This window comes from Armatimonadota bacterium (genome assembly GCA_013359125.1).
Classification (GTDB): Bacteria; Armatimonadota; Fimbriimonadia; order Fimbriimonadales; family GBS-DC; genus JABWCR01.
The window spans coordinates 1-25,119 of record JABWCR010000025.1; the positions used below are offsets into that span (position 1 = coordinate 1).

At 58.1% G+C, this 25,119-nt stretch carries 27 protein-coding genes and 1 pseudogene; 21 read left to right on the plus strand and 7 right to left on the minus strand.

Going from position 1 to position 25,119, the window contains the following annotated elements; translation table 11 throughout:
- Positions 1-161 precede the first annotated feature (161 nt).
- Positions 162-620, minus strand: coding sequence for a DNA mismatch endonuclease Vsr (vsr, locus tag HUU60_10900; GenBank protein NUL83214.1), 459 nt, complete (start codon positions 618-620; stop codon positions 162-164).
- A 420-nt stretch (positions 621-1,040) separates the two neighbouring features.
- On the opposite strand from vsr, the gene cadA reads away from it, so the two are divergent.
- Entirely contained in the window at positions 1,041-2,954 is a 1,914-nt protein-coding gene (cadA, locus tag HUU60_10905) for a cadmium-translocating P-type ATPase (GenBank protein NUL83215.1), read from the plus strand.
- Positions 2,955-2,970: 16 nt separating this feature from the next.
- Here the strand turns inward: cadA and HUU60_10910 are convergent, their stop codons facing one another.
- Both HUU60_10910 and HUU60_10915 read right to left on the minus strand, forming a co-directional pair.
- Complete coding sequence (locus HUU60_10910; protein NUL83216.1) at positions 2,971-3,594, minus strand: class I SAM-dependent methyltransferase; 624 nt, start codon at positions 3,592-3,594, stop codon at positions 2,971-2,973.
- 198 nt (positions 3,595-3,792) lie between these two features.
- Positions 3,793-4,659, minus strand: coding sequence for a hypothetical protein (locus tag HUU60_10915; protein NUL83217.1), 867 nt, complete (start codon positions 4,657-4,659; stop codon positions 3,793-3,795).
- Between the two features lie 622 nt (positions 4,660-5,281).
- Between HUU60_10915 and HUU60_10920 the strand changes: the two genes are divergently transcribed.
- The 8 genes from HUU60_10920 to HUU60_10955 all read left to right on the plus strand — a co-directional run bounded on the left by HUU60_10920 (position 5,282) and on the right by HUU60_10955 (position 11,867).
- A complete protein-coding gene (locus tag HUU60_10920) occupies positions 5,282-5,764 on the plus strand; it encodes a VOC family protein (protein ID NUL83218.1) in 483 nt (160 codons plus the stop codon).
- Between the two features lie 68 nt (positions 5,765-5,832).
- Complete coding sequence (locus HUU60_10925) at positions 5,833-7,149, plus strand: Gfo/Idh/MocA family oxidoreductase (protein NUL83219.1); 1,317 nt, start codon at positions 5,833-5,835, stop codon at positions 7,147-7,149.
- Positions 7,150-8,019, plus strand: a complete 870-nt coding sequence (locus tag HUU60_10930; GenBank protein NUL83220.1) for a sugar ABC transporter permease — start codon at positions 7,150-7,152, stop codon at positions 8,017-8,019. It abuts the gene before it with no gap.
- The gene (locus HUU60_10935; protein ID NUL83221.1) at positions 8,019-8,942 is read left to right on the plus strand and encodes a carbohydrate ABC transporter permease; all 924 of its coding nucleotides are present in this window, start codon (positions 8,019-8,021) and stop codon (positions 8,940-8,942) included. The genes HUU60_10930 and HUU60_10935 overlap by 1 nt, the downstream gene beginning before the upstream one ends.
- The gene (gene lptC, locus HUU60_10940) at positions 8,939-9,466 is read left to right on the plus strand and encodes an LPS export ABC transporter periplasmic protein LptC (protein NUL83222.1); all 528 of its coding nucleotides are present in this window, start codon (positions 8,939-8,941) and stop codon (positions 9,464-9,466) included. Before HUU60_10935 ends, lptC begins: the two co-directional genes overlap by 4 nt.
- Positions 9,463-10,017: a hypothetical protein gene (locus HUU60_10945; GenBank protein NUL83223.1), complete on the plus strand. Its 555-nt coding sequence runs from the start codon at positions 9,463-9,465 to the stop codon at positions 10,015-10,017. The genes lptC and HUU60_10945 overlap by 4 nt, the downstream gene beginning before the upstream one ends.
- Complete coding sequence (gene lptB / locus HUU60_10950) at positions 10,014-10,745, plus strand: LPS export ABC transporter ATP-binding protein (GenBank protein ID NUL83224.1); 732 nt, start codon at positions 10,014-10,016, stop codon at positions 10,743-10,745. Before HUU60_10945 ends, lptB begins: the two co-directional genes overlap by 4 nt.
- Positions 10,746-10,748: 3 nt before the next feature.
- Entirely contained in the window at positions 10,749-11,867 is a 1,119-nt protein-coding gene (locus HUU60_10955; protein NUL83225.1) for a YjgP/YjgQ family permease, read from the plus strand.
- On the opposite strand, the gene dapF is transcribed toward HUU60_10955, so the two are convergent.
- Positions 11,851-12,684 (minus strand): diaminopimelate epimerase, encoded by an 834-nt coding sequence (gene dapF / locus HUU60_10960; protein ID NUL83226.1) that lies wholly within the window; start codon positions 12,682-12,684, stop codon positions 11,851-11,853. The two genes, HUU60_10955 and dapF, sit on opposite strands and share 17 nt — an antisense overlap.
- 233 nt (positions 12,685-12,917) lie before the next feature.
- Between dapF and HUU60_10965 the strand changes: the two genes are divergently transcribed.
- From HUU60_10965 to tsaB, 10 genes are all read left to right on the plus strand, one after another.
- Positions 12,918-13,436: a 50S ribosomal protein L10 gene (locus tag HUU60_10965; protein NUL83227.1), complete on the plus strand. Its 519-nt coding sequence runs from the start codon at positions 12,918-12,920 to the stop codon at positions 13,434-13,436.
- A 27-nt stretch (positions 13,437-13,463) separates the two neighbouring features.
- Positions 13,464-13,844, plus strand: coding sequence for a 50S ribosomal protein L7/L12 (gene rplL, locus HUU60_10970; protein NUL83228.1), 381 nt, complete (start codon positions 13,464-13,466; stop codon positions 13,842-13,844).
- Positions 13,845-14,092: 248 nt separating this feature from the next.
- Positions 14,093-14,674, plus strand: a complete 582-nt coding sequence (locus tag HUU60_10975) for an N-acetyltransferase (protein NUL83229.1) — start codon at positions 14,093-14,095, stop codon at positions 14,672-14,674.
- Positions 14,675-15,727 carry a beta-lactamase family protein gene (locus HUU60_10980; GenBank protein ID NUL83230.1) on the plus strand — a complete coding sequence of 351 codons (1,053 nt, stop codon included), beginning with the start codon at positions 14,675-14,677 and terminating at the stop codon, positions 15,725-15,727.
- 64 nt (positions 15,728-15,791) lie between these two features.
- Complete coding sequence (locus HUU60_10985) at positions 15,792-16,574, plus strand: hypothetical protein (GenBank protein ID NUL83231.1); 783 nt, start codon at positions 15,792-15,794, stop codon at positions 16,572-16,574.
- An 85-nt stretch (positions 16,575-16,659) separates the two neighbouring features.
- Entirely contained in the window at positions 16,660-17,196 is a 537-nt protein-coding gene (locus HUU60_10990; GenBank protein NUL83232.1) for an RNA polymerase sigma factor, read from the plus strand.
- Positions 17,193-18,173 (plus strand): zf-HC2 domain-containing protein, encoded by a 981-nt coding sequence (locus HUU60_10995; GenBank protein ID NUL83233.1) that lies wholly within the window; start codon positions 17,193-17,195, stop codon positions 18,171-18,173. Before HUU60_10990 ends, HUU60_10995 begins: the two co-directional genes overlap by 4 nt.
- Positions 18,174-18,266: 93 nt before the next feature.
- Complete coding sequence (locus HUU60_11000; GenBank protein ID NUL83234.1) at positions 18,267-19,958, plus strand: arginine--tRNA ligase; 1,692 nt, start codon at positions 18,267-18,269, stop codon at positions 19,956-19,958.
- A 1-nt stretch (position 19,959) separates the two neighbouring features.
- Positions 19,960-20,709 carry a phytanoyl-CoA dioxygenase family protein gene (locus HUU60_11005; GenBank protein ID NUL83235.1) on the plus strand — a complete coding sequence of 250 codons (750 nt, stop codon included), beginning with the start codon at positions 19,960-19,962 and terminating at the stop codon, positions 20,707-20,709.
- A complete protein-coding gene (tsaB, locus tag HUU60_11010) occupies positions 20,687-21,322 on the plus strand; it encodes a tRNA (adenosine(37)-N6)-threonylcarbamoyltransferase complex dimerization subunit type 1 TsaB (GenBank protein NUL83236.1) in 636 nt (211 codons plus the stop codon). Before HUU60_11005 ends, tsaB begins: the two co-directional genes overlap by 23 nt.
- Here the strand turns inward: tsaB and lexA are convergent.
- The gene (gene lexA / locus HUU60_11015) at positions 21,319-21,957 is read right to left on the minus strand and encodes a transcriptional repressor LexA (GenBank protein ID NUL83237.1); all 639 of its coding nucleotides are present in this window, start codon (positions 21,955-21,957) and stop codon (positions 21,319-21,321) included. The two genes, tsaB and lexA, sit on opposite strands and share 4 nt — an antisense overlap.
- Positions 21,958-22,049: 92 nt before the next feature.
- Between lexA and recO the strand changes: the two genes are divergently transcribed.
- The gene (gene recO, locus HUU60_11020; GenBank protein NUL83238.1) at positions 22,050-22,778 is read left to right on the plus strand and encodes a DNA repair protein RecO; all 729 of its coding nucleotides are present in this window, start codon (positions 22,050-22,052) and stop codon (positions 22,776-22,778) included.
- Here the strand turns inward: recO and HUU60_11025 are convergent.
- The gene (locus tag HUU60_11025) at positions 22,715-23,605 is read right to left on the minus strand and encodes a PEP-CTERM sorting domain-containing protein (protein ID NUL83239.1); all 891 of its coding nucleotides are present in this window, start codon (positions 23,603-23,605) and stop codon (positions 22,715-22,717) included. The two genes, recO and HUU60_11025, sit on opposite strands and share 64 nt — an antisense overlap.
- A 116-nt stretch (positions 23,606-23,721) precedes the next feature.
- Positions 23,722-24,513, minus strand: coding sequence for a 3-methyl-2-oxobutanoate hydroxymethyltransferase (gene panB / locus HUU60_11030; protein NUL83240.1), 792 nt, complete (start codon positions 24,511-24,513; stop codon positions 23,722-23,724).
- An 83-nt stretch (positions 24,514-24,596) separates the two neighbouring features.
- Here panB and HUU60_11035 point away from each other — a divergent pair.
- Positions 24,597-24,788, plus strand: a pseudogene (locus tag HUU60_11035) (prepilin-type N-terminal cleavage/methylation domain-containing protein).
- Positions 24,789-25,119: the final 331 nt, after the last annotated feature.

Here is a 25,119-nt window from a genome sequence, read left to right on the forward strand (position 1 = left end):
GAACATCGGTCTATCTCGGGCGATTGTGCCCCTCCCCTGTATCCCCTCCCCAAACTCTGGCGAGTTTAGGGAGGGGAGCGAAAGGCATCGGATCGGACGAGCCAGGCAGAAGCCTGGCGTTCCAATACAAAAGCGGCCTTTTCAAAAAATGTAGCACAATTTTAGGTACGAATCGCCTCCAAGATTCGCAAAACGACGCTCGGAAGATCGGCCTTCAACTCGCATTCCCAAACCACCATCCGGCGCAGGCCCAACAGTTCCAAAGCCTCCGCCACCTCTGTGTCCCGCTCCTGATTTCGTGCGATCTTGGCCTCCCAATAGACCCGGTTGGTGGCCGGTTTCAGACTACGGCCGCACTCGGGGCACCCGTGCCAAAAACAGCCGTTTACATAGACGCACAACCTCGCGCCGGCAAAATAAAGATCGGGCTTGCCCGGCCATCGCTTGTCGTTCTTGCGGTACCCCCGCGCCCCCACCGCCCACAGCGCGCGCCGCAATCGCCGCTCCGGCTGCGTCTCGGCGGATCGGTTCGCCCGCATCGATTTGGCCGTCTCCTCGCGCACCACAAAGGTCTCCCGCAACCGGTTTAGACCGTACGCCTTCGGCCGATCCTCGCTCATAAGATGAATCTACTCCATCTGCCTTTGCTATAATCGACTATGAGCGGGCTTTCGTTCGTCCAAAGGCTCAAAAAGCGCAGACTGGAATCGCGCTCCTGTTCCGAGGAGATGGCGCGAATTGTGCGCGACCGGCCCGGCATCGCTCAGGTTCAATACGACCCCCAAGAAGCGAGGCTGGAGCTGACGTACGACGCCGAACGGGTCTCCGAGATCGACGCTCGACGAACCACGGACAAGATTCAAGACGCGCTGAGCGAGCGAATGCCGACTTGCTCCTTGCGAGAAGAAAGCGGCCTTTGCGAGGATTGCCTGTCTGTAGCCGATGCGGGGCGAAAATGGCTGGCCAAGGGAGGCGACCTGCAGGCCCAGTTCGATCAAGGCCGTCTCTCCGTACAGCGGCAAGGAACCGCATCGACGGCGATGCTGACGCGAAAGATCAAAGCCGAGGACGCCGAGGCCAAGCGGCGCCGTTTCCGCGCTACGGTCGAACCGATTCTGGCCGCGCTCACTCTGCTCTTCTTGATCATCGGGCGTTGGCAGCCCGAGGCCATTTTCGCCGCCTATCTGACGGGCGCCTACTATGGCGTCCTGGACGGTTGGCAAACGCTCAAGCATCGGCGGTTGGATGTCAACTTTCTAATGATCGCCGCCGCGCTGGGTGCCGCCACGGTGGGCGAGGCGCCCGAAGGCGCAACTCTGCTGTTCCTCTTTTCAACGTCGAACGCCCTGCAAAACTACGCATTAGGACGCAGTCGCCGAGCCATACGCTCGCTGATGGCGCTGAAGCCCGAGACTGCCACTCTGTTGATCGATGGAAAGCAGCAAACCGTCTCGGTCGATAGCCTAAAGCCCGACGATAGGGTATTGGTGCGCCCGGGAGAACGCTTTCCGGCCGATGGTCGCGTCGTTGCCGGTCGATCCCATGCCGATCAGTCGGCCATGACGGGCGAATCGACACCGGTTGCCAAGGGTCCAGGCGACCACGTTTTTGCAGGTACGGTGAACGCCTCGGGCGCATTAGAAGTACTGGTCGAGCGAGCGCCCGAAGAGACCTTGCTGGCCAAAATCCTTGCGCTGGTCGAGCATGCGCAGGAACAAAAAGCCAAATCGCAACTCTGGCTGGAAAAGTTCGAACAGCGATACGCCGTGATCGTCATCGGCGGAGCGATCGCGACTATCTTCGCTTTGCTGCCTTTTGGGTTTGGTTGGGAACAGGCCTTCTATCGCGGCATGACGCTGCTGGTCGTCGCTTCGCCCTGCGCTTTGGTGATCGGCGCCCCGGCCACGCTGCTCTCGGCCTTGGCCGCGGCCGCCCGGCGGGGCGCCTTGATCAAAGGCGGCGAGCCGTTAGAACGATTGGCCGAAGTGCAGATCGTCGCATTTGACAAGACCGGCACACTGACCGAAGGCAGGCTGAAAGTTGCCGAGACAGTCTTGATAGAGGGCGAAGAGAGCGAACTTTGGCAGATCGTGGCCGACCTGGAATCGCGATCGGAGCATCCCATCGCCAAGGCGCTGCTATCGGGCGCGACCGAGCGAGGCTATGCGCCAAGGGAGATTACCGAGCCGACCGCCGTTGTGGGCAAGGGCATTGTCGCCCAAATCGGCGGCTCGGAGATTCGCGCCGGCAGCGCGCGATTTGCCCAAGAAGCAACCGGCAAATCGGCACCGAAAGAGATAGGAGCGCTGTTGGCCAAGGGCAATACGACTGTCGTGGTAACGCAGGGCGATCGATGGATCGGAGCGATCGCCGTGGCCGACGTTCCGCGCCCTTCTGCGGTTGCTTCGATACAGGCGCTGCACCAGATGGGCATCAAGACGGCCATACTCAGCGGGGACGCCCGGCCCATAGCCGAAAGGCTCGCCCAGCAGTTGGGAATCGATTCGGTCGAGGCCGAGCTGTTGCCCGATCAGAAGTTAATCGCGCTGGAACGGCTGTCCAAGCAACACGGCTCCATCGCCATGGTCGGGGACGGGGTGAACGATGCGCCCGCCTTGGCCGCGGCCGATGTGGGCATCGCCATGGGGGCCGGTAGCGACGCCGCGCTCGAATCGGCCGACGCCGCGCTCATCAGCAACGACCTGCGACACTTGCCGATCCTGCTTCACCTGGCGCGAAAATCGATGGCGCTGGTCAGGCAGAATCTTTACTTTGCGGTCGGGGTGATCGTCGTGCTGGTCGGCCTGGTGTTCACCGTCGGACTGCGAATGCCGTTGGGAGTGGTCGGGCACGAGGGCAGCACGATACTGGTCGTGCTGAACGGGTTGCGAATGCTGATCTATCGCCCGCCAGAAGGATTGGGGCTGCACGGCGCAAAAGAGATTGAGGGTTAGCCGCTGTTTGCTGTCGTTAGACCGCTTTTGCAACAAGATAGCACCGGCGGCTAGGATACTCGGCTCCCTCGTAAGGCTCCCGATGAACCTCTTCGATGACCGCAAGGTTGGCCGACCGAAGAGCATCGATGACCTTTTCTGGCCTATGACATCGAAAGTCTAGCGAGACCGGAACGCCAAACAGGTCGCTTCTATGGACCACCTCCTCGCCGCTATGGAAAGCGAAAAGCGCCAGACCGCCAGTCATAAGAATCCGTCGCGTTTCGCGAAGAACTGGCGAAAGCTCGGTCAAGTCGAAGTGAACGATGGAATAGAAATGCACGACTCCAGCGACGGTTGCGTCGCTCGCGCTGAGCTGCCTCATGTCCTCGACGTGGAATTCGAGATCGGGATTCAGGCTCTGGGCTACCGCGACCATCTTCGGGGAGAAGTCGACCCCAAAGACCGCGACGCCCTGTTGACTCAGGTACCGAGCAACGTGCCCCGGCCCACAGCCGAGATCGGCGACGGGACCCCGACCGCGAGTCTCTTCTGCAAAGCGATTTAGGAGATGTCTATCGAGCGGCTTGTGCGCGAGTTCGTCTGACAAATGCTCGGCGTAGGCCGCCGCCGCCGAGTCGTAGCTTTCGCGAATGTCCATTGCTCTCCAGGCGGCCTATCGTTTGCGATCAGAGGCCGAAACGCTGTGAGCCGCTCAATCCGCCTCTTTGGTAGTCGAACGACGATTTCCTTCTCGATACTGTCCTGTATCGCTAAGTTCATGATCGACCTTTGAATTGCATTATACAGCAGGATCGTTTTATGCGTGAAAGGCGGGCCACACATCTTACCGAGCCATTCAGAGAGTCAGGATGGCTGCTAACGGCCGTCTCAGAATCGCTCGAAGCAACTCGTACTTTTCCGGCAGTCGTCCCGGCAGTAGGATGTCTGTGTACTTGTCACTACCATGGAAGGAAACTCCAGCGTCTCCTTCGGCACTCATTCTAAATGCGGTGTTGGTCGTTTTCCGGCCATCGGCATCAGTTTCATAGTGCATAACGGCGAGGCTGATGTTGTCGCTGGCATGTTTAGGTATTAGGGACGTCTTCAATCGAGTGGTGAGTTCGATGTTCTTAAGTAACTCATCCTGAATCACCCAGACGGTCTTGCCACCCCATTCTGAAGTCAGCGCGGTCTTCGCAAAAAGCTGGGTTACCATTCGACCACAGACTTGTCTCTTATTGATCCCAGGAGCCTCATGGCCTCTATTCATGATGGCGTCACGAAAGGCGCTTCGGATGTCGGTTCCAACTTCAGTGTCCGACCCGCTCGTAGATGCCGTCATCACCTCGATGACCAAGGGGCTGGTTAACTCGGGCACTAAGATTGCGGAGGTTCTGGGAGTTCGCTCAGCACGAGCAATCAGGCCGACTCGCCTTGCGTCAGCAACAAGTGCATCTGTTTGCGCATCCGTCATTCGGAACCGTACGGCTTCGTTGTGGATTGTGCTGGACACGATTGGCGCGACGACGTAATCGAAGTGGTAGTTGATGTCGCCCTCATAGCCGCTAAGCTTCAAATAGACTTCAGACCAGACCCCTACAGGTACGCCACGCGGGGCACCGGCGGCTATAAGTAAATCGCGTTCGTAGGGTTGCAGTTTTGAGTTGACCTTAGGCGGCGAGGACAAGTCGTTCTTGAAGGCGAGTAGTCTTCTCGGGCACACAACCCATGCGTCTCCTGCCGCTAGGATCGAACAGATTCCCGGGATGACATCTAGAACACTTTGATCAAAGTAAGCACGAAGCTCCGAGTCGCCAGTTAGGTTGATCTGTCTGGTTGCGGTTCCCGCCACCGTCGCACACAGCGTCCATAAAAGGGCAACGCTTTAGCTTTCTGGATTCCTCGGCTTGGGCGCTTCGATCCGCTAGGGGAAACCGAACAAGTCAAAGATTTGTGGCATTGACGATGATCCTAACGGCAGGTTCATGCCCATCCCCAAATCCGCCCAATCAACATCCGCCCCCTCTGAGAACGCAGTCGAAGCCCGTCGTGCACGGCCAACTTGACCGCGAAGTTTTTGGGTGAAGGAGATTCATTCGATTTCGGTTAAGTCCAGACAGTCGGGCACGGTATCATCTTTCTACCTCACACCCCGGTGTTCCTGCCTCTCTCCTCCTTGTGTGCGAGCAGACGAATTCGATTGCCCTTCACCTCCACAAATTTGAGTTGTGAGTTGTCTACTTCGCATATTGCCCCTATCCGCCTTCGCCTTGCCGTGCTTCTCCTCGATGCGCAAAACATAGCTGGCAACCTGGCGCATGCCCCAATTGGGTAACCTTGAAACTATGAACCCAGCCAAGAACACCGTTTGCCTTTGGTACGACGGAGACGCCGAAGAGGCCGCCCGATTCTACGCCGAAACCTTCCCAGAATCCAGCGTCGACGAGATAACCCGGGCCCCGAGCGATTACCCCTCGGGCAAAAAAGGGGACGTATTGGTCGTCTGGTTCACCGTCATGGGAATCCCCTGTATGGGGCTCAACGGCGGGCCAACGTTCAAACACAACGAGGCGTTCTCGTTCCAGGTTGCGACGAAGGACCAAGAGGAGACCGATCGCTATTGGAACGCCATTGTGGGCAACGGCGGCGAGGAGAGCGTGTGCGGCTGGTGCAAGGACAAGTGGGGCGTGTCCTGGCAAATCACGCCCGTTGCTCTAACCGAGGCATGGTCCGGCTCAGACCCAACTGCCGCGCAGCGCGTCTTCGAAGCGATGATGACCATGACAAAGATCGACGTCGCCGCGATCGAAGCAGCGCGTCGCGGTTAAGGCCGTCGCCTGCAGAAGGATGGAGGCTGCGCGGCGCGAAAAAGATTGAGGCTTAGGAGGACGGCGCAATGTTTCGACGGATGCAAGAGTTGAGAGTAGGCGTCATCGGATTGAACGGGCGCGGCATGGACCATGTCGGCGCGTTTGCCAGCCTGCCCGGCGTTACGGTTGCTGCCCTTTGCGATCCGGACGAGGCGACTTGGGGAAGGGCCTTGACCGAACTCGACAAGCGCGGCAAGCCGAAACCGGCGACCTATCGAGACCTTCGGCGACTTTTGGACGACAAGACGGTTGACGCGGTGAGCATTGCGACGCCTAATCATTGGCACGCTTTAGCGGCCTATTGGGCGATGGCGGCGGGCAAGCACGTTTATGTGGAGAAGCCGGTATCGCACAATTTTTTGGAAGGCCGAACGCTGATTTTAGCGCAGCGCAAGTTTGGCAAGATTTGTCAAGGCGGCACGCAATGCCGATCGAACCCGGGCATGATCGAGGCGATGGAGTACCTGCATTCGGGCACTTTGGGCAAGGTGAAGATCGCTCGCGGATTGTGCTACAAGCTGCGTCTGAGCATCGGCAAGGGCGCGGGCAGGCCGCCGGCCAGCGCAGATTATGACCTTTGGTTGGGCCCGGCGCCCAATAAGCCTCTATCGCGCCAGCGATTTCATTACGACTGGCATTGGTTTTGGGATTACGGCAATGGCGATTTAGGCAATCAGGGCGTGCATCAGGTTGATATTGCGCGCTGGGGGCTGAAAAAGAACAACCATCCGCGCAGGGTGTCTTCCATTGGCGGACGATTGGGCTACGAGGACGACGGCGAGACGCCGAATACTCAGATAGTCTGGTGCGACTATGGCGATTCGGAGCTGATCTTTGAGGTGCGCGGACTGCCGACGGACGATTATCAGGGCGCCAAGATCGGGGTCGTGTTCCACTGCGAGGGCGGCACAATGGTCGTGCCCAGTTACGACGAAGCAAAGGCGTTCGATCCTGCCGGAAAAGAAATTCGTGCCTTCAAGGGCGGTGCGAACCATTACAAAAACTTTGTGGACGCGATCCGGGAGAACAAGCCGAGTTTGCTGACCTCTCCGATCGAGGAAGGTCATTACTCTTCGGCCATCTGCCATGCGGGCAACATCTCCTATCGTCTCGGCGTCAAAGGCGGATTGGAGTTGGATCGGTTTAACGGCTCTAAGCGAGAAGGCATGGAGCGGATGAGCGAGCACCTATCAAAGGCATTGAGCGGCAAGCCTTACGAGATTCGGTATGGTCGCGAGCTGGTCATCGACGCCCGCAACGAGAACTTTGGCCGGGACAGAGAGGCGAACGACCTGCTGTTCCGCGAATATCGAGCGCCCTATATCTTGCCTCGACGACCGTAAATGAAGCGGCGGGAGCAGAGGCGACTGATATTTACGTTTCTGGCCCCGCCCTTGGCGGTCTATTTTATCGTCGTCATCCTGCCCGCTCTCTCGGCGTTTCGCTACAGTCTGTGGCAATGGGACGGGCTGTCCGAACCCGTTTCGGTCGGGCTGGCCAACTTTAAGAGGCTGTTGCAACCTGGCTCCGATCTGTGGCCCGCTCTGCAGCACAATGCGATTCTGATGTTCGCGCCGGGTCTTTTTATCTTGATCTTGGCGCTCTTTTTTGCCTACAGCATCCATCAGAGAGTGATGGGCGCAAGGCTCTTTCGGATCGCCTTCTTCTTCCCCAACATCATCAGCGCGGTCGCGATCGCGGTGCTGTGGACGCTGATCTATAGCACGTCGGGCTTTGGATTGCTGAACAACCTACTGCGCTTAGATCCGCCTGTACCGTTTGCCGGCAGCGACACCTTGATCATGGCCATTGTGCCGATGATCGTTTGGACGGCGACGGGATTCTATATGGTGCTGTTTTTGGCTTCGATGGAGAGCATCCCGGAGTCGTTTTACGAGGCGGCCCGGCTGGACGGCGCAGGGCAATTTGCGCTCTTTCGCAAGATCACGCTGCCCCTCATGTGGGATGTGCTGACCACAGGCATCGTCTTCTTGATCATCGGCGGGCTGAAGGTTTTCGACGTGGTTTGGGTGATGGATAACGGCCGTCCCACCGCCAAGACCCACACGATGGCGACCTTGATGTACTCCAGAGTGTTCGAACAGTACAACATCGGTCAAGGCGCCGCGGTCGCCGTTACGCTGTTTCTGCTGGTCTTGGCGGCAACGCTGATCAGCCTAAGATTGATGCGACGAGAGAGGCTGGAGTACTGATGGAGCGCTTCTGGAGCATACTGCGGTTCCTCTTCTTGTCGATCTATCTGATCGCGGTCGCCTATCCGATGATTTGGGTGTTCTATACCAGCGGCAAGACGACCCAGCAGATCTATCAGGATCCGTTCGGACTGCCCGCAGTGGTCTCTAGCCCCTCAGCCAAGACGGCGGAGCCGCTCAAAGAGAACTTTGGCAAAGCGTGGGTGGAGAGCGGGTTCAGTGACTACATTCTGAACAGCGTGAAAGTGGTCTCGATCAGCCTCTTCCTGGTGCTGTTATTGGGCAGCATGGCGGCCTACGCTTTGGCCCGATTCGAATTCAAAGGGCGTGCCTTCATTGCTACTCTCTTCTTGGCTGGGTTGTTGGCGCCGATGCAGCTCCTGCTCATACCGCTCTTCTTCCAGTTTGCGGATTACGGCGACTTCATGACCCAGGCGCTGAGGCCGCTCTTTTCGTCGATCGGTTTCAAGGATTTCGCCGTCTCTTTGCACGATTCTCATGCGGGGCTGATCTTCATCTATGTCGGCGCCAGCCTGCCCTTTACCGTCTTTGTGCTGACCTCGTTCTTTAGGACGATCCCATCGGAGATGCGCGAAGCCTCGATGCTGGACGGCGCGAGCGAATTTCGGACATTTTTCCGCGTGATGATGCCGCTGGCTCGGCCCGGATTGACCACTGCGGCGATCTTCAACTTTCTTGGTTTGTGGAACGAATACCTGTTCGGATTGGTATTCCTTAACAGCAATCACTTAAAGACTTTGCCGCTTGGATTGCAGGGAATCGCGATGCAGTCGCAATATAAGAACGACTTTGGCCTGCTGTTCGCCGCGCTGACCATCGCCATGCTGCCGACCTTGTTCGTCTACTTGGTGTTGCAAGAACGGCTGACCAAGGGCGTAACGGTCGGGGCGCTGAAAGCATGACGGCAGGTACAATGAGCCGGTTCGGACTGCTGTTCTTGGCTCTCTTGCTGGTTGGATGCGGTTCCAAAGACGAGCAAAAGTTAACCCGCGTCGATCAGCAGCCGACAGAGGACATCCGGGCGCGCACGGAGGCGATCGAATTGACCCAGCCAGACAAGGACGGCAAACCAATGTTCAAGATTAAAGCCTCTGCCTCTTTGGGGAGCGCCTCCAACGGCGATGGCGAGGTCCAGTTCGAAGAGGTCGAGGCCGTGCTCTACCGGGACGGCCAACCGACGATGGAGATTAAGGCGGATAAGGCGACGTACGATTCCAAACAGAAGCTCTTGAGCACATCGGGCGGCGTCTCGGCTCGGTCGTCGGTCAACGACGCCTCTATCAAGGCCGATCGAATCGACTGGAGGCCGGACAAAGACCGCCTTGAGGCAACGGGCAACGTCAAGGTAATCTGGAGACAGATGGAACTGACCGATCACAAAATCTATGCCGACACAGCCGCCAACGAAATCTGGACGGCGCCGTGAAGAAGATCGCCATTGCCGCTGCCTTGCTTGCGCTCGTTTGGGCGCAGGATAGCCGTAGCGTCAAGTTTGACGACGTTACGATCACCGGCTACCAGACGATCCGGTCGAAGTTGGGCAAAGAACGGGTTACCCTTGACCTGACCGGCACGATCGTTCTGGATGCTCCCAGCCAAGGATTGAACTTTGCCGCGCCCAAAATAACGGTAACCGTGCGCGCGCCGGAAGATCGAAATCAAAACGCCATAGTGGAGACCGCAGAGGCCTCAGGAAACATCCAGGTTGTGTACAAGCAAAAGGACCCTGTACGCACGGTCAATGGCCGAGCCGCCCGCGCCACTTATTCCGAGCAGACCAAGAAGATCATCTTGACCGGCAATGTCTATGTGCGCTCGGAGGACGAGAACTACATTATCGTTCAAGAGTCGGCAGACCAGGCGACCATCGACTTGGGGGTCGATCCGATCGAAGTTGAGATTCAGGGCGATCCGAGTAAGAACAAGACGACGGTAACGCTGAAGAAGCCGCCCGCGGGAGCCGTCAAGTCAAAATGAGCGAGCCTTTAGTCTTGGCTTGCGATTCGCTTCGAAAAAGCTACGGCAAGAGCCCTGTGGTGCGAGGCGTTTCGGTAAGCGTCGGCGCTGGCGAAGTGGTCGGGTTGCTCGGTCCCAACGGAGCGGGCAAGACCACCACTTTCTATATGCTCGTCGGTTTGATCCGGCCTAACTCGGGCGCAGTCTCGTTGGGCGGACGGGACATCACTCGGCTACCCATGTACAAGCGCGCTCGACTGGGATTGGGCTATCTGCCCCAAGAGGCTTCTATCTTTCGCCAACTGACCGTCGAACAGAACCTGATGCTGGTCTTGGAGATGAACAAGACGCCGAAGGCGCAGGCAAAGGAACGGATCAACGAGCTTCTGGCCGAGTTCCACGTCGAGCATCTGCGCAAACAGAAGGGTCAAACGCTTTCCGGCGGCGAGCGGCGGAGGCTGGAGATCGCCCGCGCATTGGCCATCGACCCAAAGTTCATGCTCTTAGACGAGCCGTTCACCGGCATCGACCCGCTGACGATCGAAGAACTTCAAGGCATCATCCATAAGTTGAAGACGCGCGGGATCGGCATCCTTATCACCGATCACAACGTCAACGCGACCCTTCGCATTACCGACCGCAGTTACATCTTGGTAGACGGGCAGATCGTGTCGCAAGGAACGCCTGCGGACGTACTGGCCGATCCGCTCGCGCGAAAACATTACTTTGGCGAGAGTTTCGAACTGTAGCCCATGACGCTTCTCGACAGGCTGATCTTTCGCGAGTTGTTTCCTTACTTTCTGTTCGGCGTCGGCCTATTCACCACGCTTCTCTTTGCGGGCGGATACATCTACATGTTTACCGAGTACGCCATAGCGGGCGTGCCCCTTTGGCTGGTGTTGGAACTGGCCGCGCTCTACCTGCCCCAGATTGCGGTCAAGACGCTGCCGATGGGAATGCTGTTGGCGGCGCTGTTGGGTTTTGGACGGCTCTCCAGCGATTGGGAGATTACGGCATTGAGAGGCGCGGGCGCCAGCCTGAGGCGCTTGGCCATGCCCGTGCTGACTATGGGTCTTGCGGTCAGTCTCTTCGCACTGCTCTTCAACGAGACCGTCGTTCCTTGGGCGACCGCCAAGGCCAATTCGATCCGATCAGAAATTTTGAAGCAAATTAAGCAACCGGGCAAACTGGCCGCGGGATTCCCGCAATGGAAAGACGGCCGCCCCGAATCGTTCGTCCTGGTTACGGGCGGTAGGGACCCGAAGACGAACGAACTTTTCGACGTTACTGTCATCAAGTTTGGCGAAGAGGCTCCTTATGAGCCGGTGGCATTAGCCTTTGCCGAGCGCGCCGTTTGGGAAGGCGGCAGAGAATGGGCCATGTACAACGGTTGGATACGGTTTCCCAATCGGCCGGACGGCACATTCGCCCGTTATCCAGAACGCATGGACATCAAAGTTACCGATCCTCGCATTCGCAAAGACCCGAATCAGATTCGCGCTTTGGAGACCGAGGTGGACGCCAAAACCTTTGGCGAACTGCGCGAGATGATTGCCGACCAGCGCAAAGAGGGCATGGAGCCTCGATTGATTCGCCAAATGACCGTCGAACTTTACAACAAGATCAATTTGCCGCTAGCCAGCCTGGTATTTGGCTTGGTCGGCGCTCCGTTAGGCATTCGAAAGCAGCGATCGGGCGCCGCATCGGGCTTTGCGCTCAGCCTGGCGGTCATCTTCTTCTATTGGGTGCTGGCGCGGTATCTGATCATTGTGGGCGGGGGCGGCGTTATTCCGCCCTGGTTTGCCAGCGCATTGCCCAATGTGTTGGGAATTCTCGCCGCTGGCTGGCTGTTGGCTAAAAAAGAGCGATAGATTCGACAACGCCCTGGAAAACTTCGCTCATGGCAGCCGACAGTCTCATCTTCTGGCCCGGTCGCCACTCCACGGTCGACTCGCCGCCCTTGCTTTCAACGATAACAGGCGAGACCGATTCGCCGCGACGGATCGATTCGACTGTCGCGGCGCAAGCCCCCGTGCCGCACCCTAAGGTCTCGCCGGCGCCTCTTTCCCAAATGCGGATCCGCAGTCTATTTTCGCCCAAGTTCTGAGCCCAGATCACGCTGGTGCGTTCGGGAAAGATTGCATGGTTCTCGATCAACGGACTCAGCTTGAAGAAAAGCTCATCCTCGGGCAGTTGATCGCACCGGATGATGGTATGGGTCGAACCGGCGCGCATAGAAGCGATCGTAACTTCGTGGCCGTCTATCGCCAGCGGATAGTCTCGGAGCTCCCCAACCGGCGCATCAAAGGGCACCGAGGCCGCGTCGAAACGGGGTTCGCCCAACTCGACGAAAAGCCCGCCTCTCATCTCAACAGGCACGATGGCGCCCCCCTGAGCCTCAATATTGGCCGACTGTCGCCCAATTCTTTCCAGTACTAAGGAGGACGAAAGGAGCAGTCCGTTGCCGCAGAAATCTTCGGTTCCGTCGGGATTGAACATGCGCATTCGAGCATCGGCGATGTGAGATTCTCCCAGTATCAATAATCCGTCCGACCCGACCCCAGTGTGATGTGCGCAAAGAGCGATCGCCAGCTTCGAAAGGTCGGTGCCGGGCGGCAAATCCTCCTCGAAAACCAGCACAAAACTGTTTCCGACCGCCTCCATTTTGAGGAACGGCAACCCCTTCATAGAGGCCGAGTATACCTTTGGGCTTGACAACTCGGGTATTCTATCTGCGAGTTTCTGCAGACCGTGGGCGCGGAGGTTTCCGCTTAATCGCTTGACGGCCCACCGAGGAGACGAAGCCGAATCCAGATTTGACCGCGGCGCAAGGCCGCCGGTCGCCAGATTTGGGGAGCCTCGTCGCCCAGAGGCTCCCCTTTTTGCGTTTGGGCGCAATCAGGGACGATAGGAGGTTGACCATGCCAACGCCCAAAAAGGCGAAACAGATCAAGCAGATGGAAACCTGGAACGAGACGGCAAAGGCGCAGATTTTTGCAGACTATCGCGGCCTGACCGTGCGCGAGATGATGAATCTGCGACGGAAACTGACGGCCACCGGCACGGAGTTCCATGTCGTCAAGAACACTCTCTATCTTCGAAGCTGGGGCGAATCGGCCCCCGAAGGTATCGAGGACGTTACCCACGGGCCGACCGCCGTCGCTTACGTGTCGGGCGATGAGGCCGCTGCCGCAAAGGCGCTGGTCGATTTTGCCAACGAAACGAAGAAGATGAGCTTCAAGGCCGCATTGCTCAGCGGCCAGATCGTCTCTGCCGAGAAGGTCGAAGCCCTGGCTAAACTGCCTTCGCGAGAGGTCTTGATCGCCAAAACGATGGGAACGATGCTGGCGCCCGGCAACAAGCTGGCCGCCACTCTCAACGAATCGATCGCTCGGCTGGCCCGTGCTCTGCAGGCCTATGCCGATCAAAAGTCTGCCTAACCACTAAGGAGGAAATCAATGGCTAAAATGTCTACCGATGATGTCTTGAACGCGATTGCCGATATGACCATTCTCGAAGTGAGCGAACTGGTCAAAGCGATGGAAGAGAAGTTTGGCGTAACCGCGGCCGCTCCGGTCGCTGTGGCCGCAGTGGGCGCCGCGCCTGCCGATGGCGGCGGAGCCGCCGCCGAGGAGAAGACCTCGTTCGACGTCGTGCTGACCGCCGCGGGCGAGAAGCGCTTGGAAGTGATCAAGGCCGTGCGCGAGATCACCAGCCTGGGTCTGAAAGAGGCCAAGGATATGGTAGAAGGCGCTCCTCAGCCGATCGTCCAGGGCGTTGGCAAGGAAGAGGCCGAAAAGGTCAAAGCCAAGCTGGAAGAAGCTGGCGCCACCGTCGAACTGAAGTAGTTGTTATCGCCCATCGTCGGCCTACTGTATCGACGATGGGCCTCGCTTCATCAAAAAGATCCGCCGCTTCTGACCGTTTCACCCTCCGGATCGAAAAAGACCGCGCGACGACCGTTGACTTCGACTCCAACGGCTTCGTGGACGACCAGGATTTGGAAAGGGTCCTCCGTAGCTTCGTCCTGGATTGCCCGGAGCGAGCCCTGCGCCTTTGGCAATCTAACCGTAGTAGCGGTATAATCGGCGGCGGTATGGGCGATTACTTTAAGCACGAGTCGGCCTATGTGGACGAGGGCGCTGCGATCGGCTCGGGCACCAAGATTTGGCACTTCTCGCATATCTCCTCTCCTTGCACCATCGGACAGAACTGCTCGTTGGGACAGAACGTCTTCGTGGCCAAGCACGTTACTATCGGCAACGGCGTCAAGATTCAAAACAACGTCTCGGTCTACGAGGGCGTCGTTCTCGAGGATCACGTCTTTTGCGGCCCCAGCATGGTGTTTACCAATGTCAAGACGCCGCGCAGCGCCTTCCCGCGCAATACGGCGGAGGATTACCTGGAGACTCGCGTCTGTTACGGGGCCAGCATCGGCGCGAACGCGACGATCGTGTGCGGCGTCCGGGTGGGCCAGTGGGCGTTTATCGGCGCCGGCAGCGTCGTAACCAAAGATGTGCCCGATTATGCGCTGATTGTGGGCGTGCCAGGGCGGCAGGTCGGCTGGGCGTGCGAGTGCGGCTTGGCGTTAAAGTTTAGCGCCGAGCGATGCCATTGCGACGAGTGCGGGCGAGAATACATGCGCACGGGCGAGTTTACAATCCGGAGGATCGAATAGATGCGCGCGCTGGCCATATTGCTCGTTCTGATCTCAGCCGTCTGTCAAGCGCAGACGCGACACTCGGCGGAGATCGACCGCCTCATCAGGGCGCACGTCGAGAAATTCGGCGTGGTCGGCCTTTCCGTCGCTGTGGCCAAAGACGGCCAAATAGTGGAGCAGAAGGCTTACGGCTTTGCAGACTTGGAGCACCAAGTCCCCGTCAAGCCGGAGACCAAGTTCCGACTGGCGTCCATCAGCAAGCCGGTTACAGCGGTCGCAGTAATGAAACTGGTCGAGCAGGGCAAGATTAAGTTGGAAGAGGATGCCCGAACCTACGCTCCCAAGTTCCCTCAAAAAGAGCATCCGTTCACCGTGCGGCAGTTGCTCTGCCATCAGTCGGGCATCCGGCACTATCGCGGCGAGGCCGAGAGCAAAGAGGCCTTCCTCACGGTCGAAGCAGGCTTAAAGCGATTTGCCGACGATCCTCTGTTGTACAAGCCGGGCGAACGGTACCTCTATTCGACCTATGCCTATACCGTGCTTGGTCTGGTGATCGAAGGCGCCTCGGGCAAGGAGTATCGTGCGTTTTTGGAAGAAGAGGTCTTCCGGCCTGCCGGGATGGCTAACACTCTTGCCGAAGAGAATCGGCTGATCATTCCTAACCGGGCAAGGGGCTATCGTCGTGGCGCGGACGGGAAACCCGTCAACTCCGAGTTTATGGACAACAGTTACAAATGGGCGGGGGGCGGCCTGGTTTCCACGGCTTCCGACATGGCGCGATTTGGATCGGCGATCTTGCAAGGCAAGCTGCTGAAGCCAGAGACGGTCTCGCTGATGTGGACTCCCCAGATTCCTTCGGATAACAGCCAGCGCAACTACTGTTTGGGTTGGACCAAGGGAACGATCGAGGGGCAGACCGTCTATCAGCACGGCGGATCGCAAACGGGCGCCCGAAGCATGATGATCGTCATTCCCGACAAGGGCGTCAGTTTGTGCGTGCTGACCAACTACGAGAACAACAGCCCTGGCGAATTGGCCGTTGCGATTGCGAGTCAATTTGCGAAGGATTAGGCGCGGCGGGGTCGAATCCGGGTTATACTGTTTTGCAACAGACATCCATCTAGGAGGGCAGATTATGAAGGGCATTCGCTTACTTTGTCTCGCGGCTCTTGTTGGGGTCGGCTATTCTCAGACCTTAGTGCAGAAGATGGGCTCGGCAGGGGACATCTCTTGGCGGTTGGACAATTCCGTTCTCACAGTAACCGGCGCAATCACGTATGGCCCAGAGGTTACAACCAGCGACCCTCAACGCTTTGTTTTTAGGGAGTTGGGCGGCGCTAACGACAACTTAGACATCGAACTGGATCTGCTGGAGACCTTTCCGAATCTCGGAATCAATTACCGTGTGCCGTTGATCGCAAACGTGCTAGGGCCGGACCTGATCGAGTGGTCGGCCAACGTCAACCCTCGCATTTGTGTGCCCGTAACGATCGACGGAACTACCGTCGATGTTCTGATCACCAACGTGAACGGCAAACTGCGCGGGCGGCTCATGACTGTGGCTTGCCAAGACGATCCAGGCGGCGTGCTGACTCACAAAGTCGTGATCGAGTTGAACGACGAGGGCGGCGATGCCCAAAACTATCTGAATGCCACGGCCTATGCGTTCTGCGTAGAGTTCTTTACCTTTAGAGCGAACGTGCAGATGAGACAGTTCGATTGGAAGGGCTGGGGCGGCGATACGCTGCCCAAGAGCATGGGTAATGTGAATGCCGATTGCTGCATCGACGATGGCGACCTGGCGATCGTGCTGACCGATTTTGGCACGAATGAGGCTCGGTCCGATCTGAACAACGATGGAATCGTGGACGACACGGATCTGGCCATCGTGCTCAACAACTTCGGACTCTGCGCCTAACTTCATCTTGGGGCCGGGCCTTGCGCCCGGCCCTTTTCTATCTGAACCCCCTTTGCCCTCAGCGCGTCTAAAAGGGTGCGCAACAATGGCAGACGCTTCCTGGATCGCGAAACTAAGGCAGGGCGACCAACGCGCGTTTGAAAGGCTCTTGGAACAGTACCGCGAGCCGATCTTTCGCTTGGCTTATCGCATTGTGGGCCCGGCCGATGCCGACGACGCGGCGCAGGAAGCCTTCATCAAGATTTACCGAGGACTGCCGACGTTTCGCGGCGGATCGCAGTTGAACACTTGGCTCTATCGGGTTGCGCTAAATGCCTGCTATGAGTATCGAAGGCGCAGAAAAGTAGTCGAACTGCCGTTGCTGGCGCCGGTTGAAGTCGACAAAGACGATGATCCGGAAAAGACTGCCATGGAAAACCTTCTTTGGGCAAGGATCGAGGAAGCGTTGGATAAGATGGACGAGAAGCATCGAGAGGCGCTGATATTGCACGAGCTTCAAGGATTGACCTACGGCGAGGCGGCCAAAGTGATCGGCGTGCCGGTTGGTACGGTTAAAAGCAGGCTTCACTATGCGTTTCAGGAACTGAGGCGGATACTGCAGGAAATGGGGGTCGAAGCATGAGTTGCGAAAGAGCAGTCTTAAAGTTAAAGGCCTACTCTGACGGGGAGTTGGGCTGGATCGAGCGAGTTCGAGTAGAGAGACATCTGAACGGTTGCGATCAGTGCCGTGCGGAGTTGGCCGCTATCCATAAGCTTTCTCATGTGCTGAGGGCGCTGCCGGTCGGCTCGCCCAGCGACGATTTTAGCGCCAAGGTTATGAACACGGTGTGGAAGAGCGATCTGCAAGAGGCCTATTCCCGCCGCTGGTCGCGCAGACCTGCGATGGTCGGAGCGCTTGTCGCCGCGATCTGCCTCGCGTCGTTTGCTGCCTATCTGGCCATGCCCGATCATCCGGCAGACGTGGGCGAGATCGCGAGACTACAGACTCCCGAATCGACGCGGATGGACGTTGCGAAAGCGACGACAGAGGATGCTCAGAAAACCCTGGCGCCTAAAGTGCCGGACTTCCCCAAGGATCCGTTCGTTTCCTTTGAACCTGGATCGCCCCCGCCCAAAGCGATCGAACAGCCTAAAGAAAAAACAAAGCCCGATGCGCCAACGCCGGAATCGGCCAAGAACGAACCGGCACAGAGCGAGGGAGAGATCGTAATCACTCTCCAGGCTTCGGACCTTCTGGCCGTCCAAGACAGCGTCGTGCGGGCGTCGGCCGATGCGGGCGCCTACCTGACCTCCGCCGATTATGCCTCGACGGTTGACAAACGCCCGATGGTAACGCTCTCTGTTCGGGCGCCGGAAGAAAAAGTCGAATCGCTCAAGTCGAACATTCTGACCCTTGGTCGAGAAGTGAAACGGCTCGATAGCGACGCCGAGAAGGTCGCGCTGGGCATGGAGTTGAAAGCCCAGCCAGTGCCGCCGACGGTCGAAGACAATCGCGAGAATTCGAACGTCATGCGGTCGCTGAACAAGGAGGAGTTGTACAATCGACTTGAGAAGGATCGCAAGTTTAGGGAGTTGAGGATCATCATCATCCAGCCGTAGGCGGCTCAGGTATAATCGGCTCCCATAACGGGTATCGAAAGGGCGAGGTCATCTCGGGGCTTCGCCCTTCATTGTTTGACATGGAGCGAACGGGTGATTCGACAAACGCTGACAAACTGGATAGAGCAGGCTCTGCAACGGGCAAAGGCAGACGGCGCGCTCGACTGGCACGAGACGCCTTTGGTCGAACTGGAAGCGCCGAGGCAAAAAGAGCATGGGGACTATGCCTGCAACGCAGCGATGCTAGTGGCCAAACAGGCTCGACTGGCGCCGCGCGACGCCGCTGAACTGCTCATCGGACTGTTGCCTGCCGAATCATCGGCGTGGATCGATCGAGTCGAGGTGGCTGGCCCCGGCTTTCTGAACTTCTTTCTAAAGCCAGGTTGGGCCGGACAGATTGTGCGGCACGCCTTGGCCGAAGGCGAGCGATTCGGCTCGTCGAACATTGGGCAAGGCGTCAGAACTTTGGTCGAGTTTGTGAGCGCCAACCCTACCGGACCGCTTTCTGTGGCGCACGGGCGCAACGCCGTGATCGGCGATTGTTTGGTTCGCTTGCTCAACTTTTCGGGCTATCAAGCCGATGCCGAGTTCTATGTAAACGATGCCGTGAACTCGACGCAGATTCAAAACTTCGCCGCGTCGGTGATCGTACGGTTTAAGCAGTTGATCGGCCAAGAGGCCCAGATGCCCGAGGACGCCTATCACGGCGAGTATGTAACCGAAGTGGCACAGGCGATTCTTGATCAACAAGGGTCGTCGGCGATCGACGGCGACCCCCTGTTGCGGTTTCAGACCTGGTCGGAAGAAGCGATCAAGCGGCAACAAGAAGAGGACTTGCGCGACTTCGGCGTCGTTTTCAAACGCTGGTTCTCCGAACGAGAACTGCACGATTCCGGCGCGGTCGATAAGGCGCTGGCGACCCTGCGCGAATCGGGCTACGCTTACGAGGCGGACGGCGCTTTGTGGCTGCGCTCGACAGCGTTTGGCGACGAGAAGGACCGAACCCTGGTGCGCTCGAACGGATTGCCGACCTATCTGGCGGGCGACGCGGCCTACCATCTGGACAAGTATCAGCGGGGCTATCAGCGCCTGATCGATGTTTGGGGGCCGGATCATCACGGCTACATTGCTCGAATGAAAGCGGTGGTCGGCGCGTTTGGCCACGATCCCGATTCGCTCGAAATCTTGGTGCATCAGATTGTGCGTTTGTTCAAGGACGGCGCTCAAGTGCGAATGTCGAAGCGCGCCGGAGACATTATCACATTGCGAGAGACGATGGACGAGGCGGGCGTCGATGCGACCAGATTCTTCTACCTTTTGCGATCGCACGATAGCCCGTTGGACTTTGATCTAGACTTGGCGACCCGCCAAACGGACGAAAACCCCGTCTACTATGTGCAGTATGGCCATGCGCGATTGTGCAGCCTGTTGCAGAAGGCGGAAGAGAAGATCGGCCAATTGCCCGATTGGCGCAATGCGGACTTGCGCCTGCTTCAGGCCGAAGCCGAAGGCGAGTTGGCCAAGAAACTCGCCGACTTTCCGGATGAGACGCGCACGGCTGCGGAACGCCTCAGCCCGCATCGGATTGCCAACTATGCGCTAGAGCTTTCTCGCGCGCTGCACCACTTTTACGCCCATTGTCCTGTGCTTGCAGCAGAGAGCGACGCGTTGCGAGATGCCAGAATCTGCCTTTGCTTGGCTGCGCGACAGACTTTGCGCAATGCGTTGTCGCTTCTGGGAGTCAGCGCGCCGGAGAGGATGGCCGAAAGAGAAGAGGAGCAATAGCATGGTTACTGAGGCGAACGTTCGGCAGTATCGAGAAGAGGGCTACACTTTAGTGCCGGAGCTCCTGGCGCCGCGCGAAATCGAATGGGCGCGTTCAGTCGTAGATCTTTTTATCGATGAACATCGCGATCAACGGCCCGAGCATCTGGACAAACCGCACTTTGTGTCGGACGAACTTCTGCAAGTCTGCTCGATGCCGACCCTGTTAGATGCTGTCGAAAAGTTTATCGGCCCCAATATCGCGCTCTTTTCAAGCCACATCATCGCCAAGGCAAAGGGCGACGGTTTGGCCGTGCCGTGGCATCAGGACGGCATCTTTTGGGATTTAGAGCCGATGAACGTGATCACGCTGTGGCTCGCTATTGACGATTCGACGGTCGAAAACGGCTGTATGCGCGTCATCCCCAATACGCAGAACGTTGGGCCATTGCCGCATTATGAAGTCGAGCATCCTGAAACCAAAGTGTTGCATTTGACATTAGGCGGCGAGCATGTGGATGAGGCGAAAGCGGTCGATTGCGTTCTGCCCGCGGGCGGTTGCTCCTTTCATGCGCCGTATCTGATCCACGGCTCGGCGCCGAACTTTTCTCAAAGTCGCCGATGCGGGTACACGATGCGGTTCATGCCGACCTCGACCAAACTCCGGCGCGACGGACCCTACGAACAATGGTTCAGAGACCACAAGCTCTACTTGGTCCGAGGCGAGGATCGGGACGGCGTGAACGACTATGTCAACGCTCCTCGCCATTGAAAGCGCAGGCGGATCGCCGGGCGTAGCGCTCTGCATCGACGGCCAGATTACCGAGCGATCGACCCCTCAGGATCACAATCTGTCCGGGAATCTGATCCGTTGCGCAGAGGAACTTTTGGCGGGCAAGCCGATCGGGGAGGTCGATGCCTTTGCCGTGAACGCAGGCCCGGGCGGTTTTACGGCGATCAAGATCGGGGTAACGCTTGCAAAGACGTGGGCGCATGTAACGGGAAAGGAGTTGATCGCCGTGGGAGCGTTTCGGGCGCTGCTGCACACCGTTGACATTGAAGGCGACTGGTTAGCCGCGCTGCCCGCGCGGAAAGACGCGGTCTATTGGGTCGCTTCTTGGAACAGTGAGCCGTCGTTAGCGACAAAAGAGGCGCTCTTTGATTTGGTCAGGAACAAGAAGATCGCCCTCTTCGGCGCTGGAGCCGAAAGATGGAGAGACGAGATCGACAACGCTTTCTGGTTGGATCGCCCATGGCCTTGCCCAAGAGACGTCTTGGCGGTCGCCTTGGAAGTCGGCAAGGGCGAACACCCGTTCGGAGTGCAGCCCGTTTATGTGCAATCGCCGTCGGTTACGATGAGCCCTAAGAATTTGGGCGGAGCTTAGTAGACCATCTCGCCGTAGTTTCGAATCAGACCCACGACCTTCCCGATAACGCGCGCTTCGCTGGCCGGCGCTTCGATCGGCTCGTAAGCCGGATTGGCGGCGAACAGGCTGACGGTGCGTTTGTCTTTGTTGTATCGGATGCGCTTGATGGTCGCTTCATCGCCGACTTGCACGGCCACCAACTCGCCGTCATAGGCGGTCTTGTCGGGTCGAATCACCACGATGTCGCGAGGCAGGATGTGCTCTCCGATCATGCTGTCGCCGCGAACCTGTAGCAGGAAAGCGTCCTGAATGTTGCGCACCATGCCGACCGGCACAGGAATCATGTCCTCGATGTTCTCCTGGGCAAGGATCGGCGCGCCTGCGGCAATCGTGCCGACCAAAGGCAGAAAGGCCACTTTGTCGTATCCGGTGCCGTAGGCCGGGTGCACAATTCGGATGGAGCGGGCTTGGCTGCCGCGCTCGATGAATCCTTTGCGCTGAAGAGCGTCGAGATGGATGGCTACCCCGCGCAGACTCTTGATGTTGGCTCCGAGGCCGATCTCGCGCAATGTGGGCGGATAGCCGTTCTCTTGCAAAAAGCGCTGCACGTACTCTAAGACGTTGCGTTGGTTGGTCGTTAACCCTTTAGCCATGTTGCCTCCCCTGGGCGTCCGAACGCCCGTGTTTTCACCGTAGAATATTGTATACCATAATTAGTCCCAAAGTCAAGGGTAGACTCAAAATTGTGGGGCGAGACATCGTTTGCGAAGCGATCGTGCTCAGTCGTTGGCCGGTCGGCGAGACGGACAAGCGGGTGAGCCTGTTGACACTGGGCTATGGCCGTCTGTTGGCTACTGCGAAAGGCACGCGCAAGGCCGGTTCGAAGATGGCGGGCTTGACGGAACCGATTTGCCATGTTCGGTTGAGGCTGATCGAAGGCAAGAGCCAGTGGATCGTGGCGCAGCCCCAGTCGGCCTCTGCCTTTGGCAATCTGCGATTCAAGCCCGATCTGCTGCCCTATGGATTGGCGATCTGCGATTTGACGCATCGAGCGCTGCCCGAAGCGCAACCGAGCGACGAAGCTTATGAACTGTGCGTAAAGGCGCTCAACGGGCTCTCCGTCGCCGAGGCGCCGATCAACGTTTTGGCTTGGTATGCCTGGAGGTTGACGGCAACCTTGGGTTATCGCCCGTTTATCGGAGGTTGCGTCGTTTGCGGCGGCGCTCTTAATGGGACGGACGCTTGGCTGGATCCGATGCACGGAGGCAGCGCGTGCGGCCGATGCGCGGACAGGCAGAGCGGATTTCGGCTGTCGAAAGAGGCGCTGGCCGAGATCGAGGTTTGCATGGAGGCGGACGAAGTTCCGACCGGCTTAACGCAGGCGAGCGCATTGGCGCCCGCCTGTAGAAGCTACTTGAGGTTCTTTTTAGAGGACGAACTTCGCGTCTTCGAGCTCTTGCCTTTGAATCGATAGAGGGCTGCGAGCCCGAGACCGATCGTCGCAATCGAGGCCGGTTCGGGCACTGGGTCCGGCTTGTCGTTGATCACGATCGCGCCGCCGATGATGAGACCGATCGGTAGCAAAGGGCTCCAACCTCCCGGCTGAGTGATAATCGGCGTGTCGAGCGGCACGGTCGGTATCGAAGGCGGCAACGGAGCGACGACGGGCGGTGCTTCGGTTACTGGCGCATCGGTTACCGGCGTATTGGCGGCTGCCGGAAACTCAATCCGCGGCACGTCGAGGCTTGGCAGCGCGGGAACGGTCGGGGCGCTGGTCAGCACCTCTTTGATCGGCTCTGGCTCGGTTTCGGCAGGCACGTCGGTCGTAACGGTTGGTTCGAACTTCGGCGCGCTGGTGATCTCGGTCAAAGGAGCAATCGGGGCGGGCGCCAGAGGAAGGCTGGTCGAAAGCGGATTGCCGCACGAGACCTTCATAACCGGATTGCCCTTGACGGTCGAAAAGACGGCGGTGCCTTTCTTGAACTGGATCCGCTTCGGATAGACCTTGCCGTCCTCTTTGACGTGATAGACGGTGAAGGTCTCGGCTCTTTGAAGCGTGGTTGCGCGAAGGTTCTTGCTGACGTACTCCGCCAGCCACTGGGCGTCAATACCGTAGTGCTTTTCGTATCGTCTGGCGACCCTTGGGTCGGACTTGATGTGTTGAGCAAGACCGGCCGGGCTGCTGACGCTCTTTGCAATGAAGCTATGCGGCTCGGTATGGCCCGGTATCGGTTTTGAGGAATTGGCCGGGGCCAATCCTAAAGCGGCTATCGTCAGTACGGCGATGGCGATCTTCTTCATAATTCCCCCCCACGGAGAAGCCCGATTGAACGGACGCTTGATTAGACATCGCCAGGCGTGCCATAGGTTGCAGGGAAATTAACGGGAAGAGTTGAAACTGGTATTTTTGCGAGGCGCTACTCGAACGATTCGTCTTTGCTTGGAAACGAGCCCTCGCGCGCAGCCTCGGCATACTCTCGGACCGCGCTCTTCAGCGCTTCGCCCAACTCGACAAAGCGCCGCGCATGCTTGTACTTGGCAGGCGTGAGGCCCACAATGTCGTGGACGACCTGGATCTGCCCGTCGCAGCCCGGCCCGGCGCCGATACCAATGGTCGGGATGGCCAGAGCCTTGCTCGCTTCGTTGGCAATCTGCGAGGGTACTAACTCTAGGACGATCGAAAAGCATCCAGCGTCTTGAAGCGTACGGGCCGATTCGAGCAAGCGTTGACCGTCTTCGCCTCGACCTTGCACCTTGTGTCCGCCCAAGCGATGCACGCTTTGGGGGGTGAAGCCAAGATGCCCCATCACAGGGATGCCGATATCGACCATTGCTTGGATGGCGGGAATGCAGGCGGCCCCCTCGATTTTGACTCCGTCGGCCCCCGACTTCATGAGCGCCGCCGCGTTCTGTACGGACTCCCAAACATCTGCCCCATATGACCCGAAAGGCATATCGGCTATCAAAAGCGCGCCCTTGATCGCACGTCGAACCGACTGCACCGCGCGAATCATATCGCTCATCTCGACGGGAATGGTCGATTCGTATCCCAGCATCGTGCTGCCCAAAGAATCGCCCACCAGCACGATATCAACGCCAGCCTGATCGATCCAAAGCGCCATCGAGTAGTCGTAGGCGGTAATCGCGACGATCTTGCGACCGTCCTGTTTCATCCTTTGAACCGTGTGTATGGTGGCGGATCCCGGCATTGCGCCTGAGATTCTACATGATGGGCGCCTAACGAACGGCGATTCGAAGTATAATAATCGATATTGAGGAGGACGTTCGATCCATGAGAATTCGAGGCGGCTTTACCCTTATTGAGCTTTTGGTGGTTATCGCCATTATCGCGATTTTGGCAGCGATCCTGTTCCCTGTATTCGCGCAGGCTCGCGAGAAGGCCCGACAGACGATGTGCACGAGCAATTTGAAGCAGATTTCGACCGCGCAGCAGCTCTATGTCCAGGATTACGACGACACGATGAATCCCTGGACGAACAACTACAACGACTCCGGTCAGCGCTTCGCGCTTCGCCATATGTTTCCCGGCCTCTTGGACCCCTATATCAAGAACGGCGCCAACACGCAGACGGGCCAGTTGAAGGAAGTCTGGGCCTGTCCGACAGCCAAGGCCGGCCTCAGCATCATCAGCAATTCCTATTGCTATAACTACTGGTCGCTGGGCGGATTGGACATGAGCCCAAATCCGGCTGCCCGAAGCGCGGCCTATGGGCCTTTCCAAAGCCCAACTTACAATTCGCCCGCGCCGCTGGCCACAGTCAAGTACCCTTCCGAAACGCTTGTCTTTGCCGATG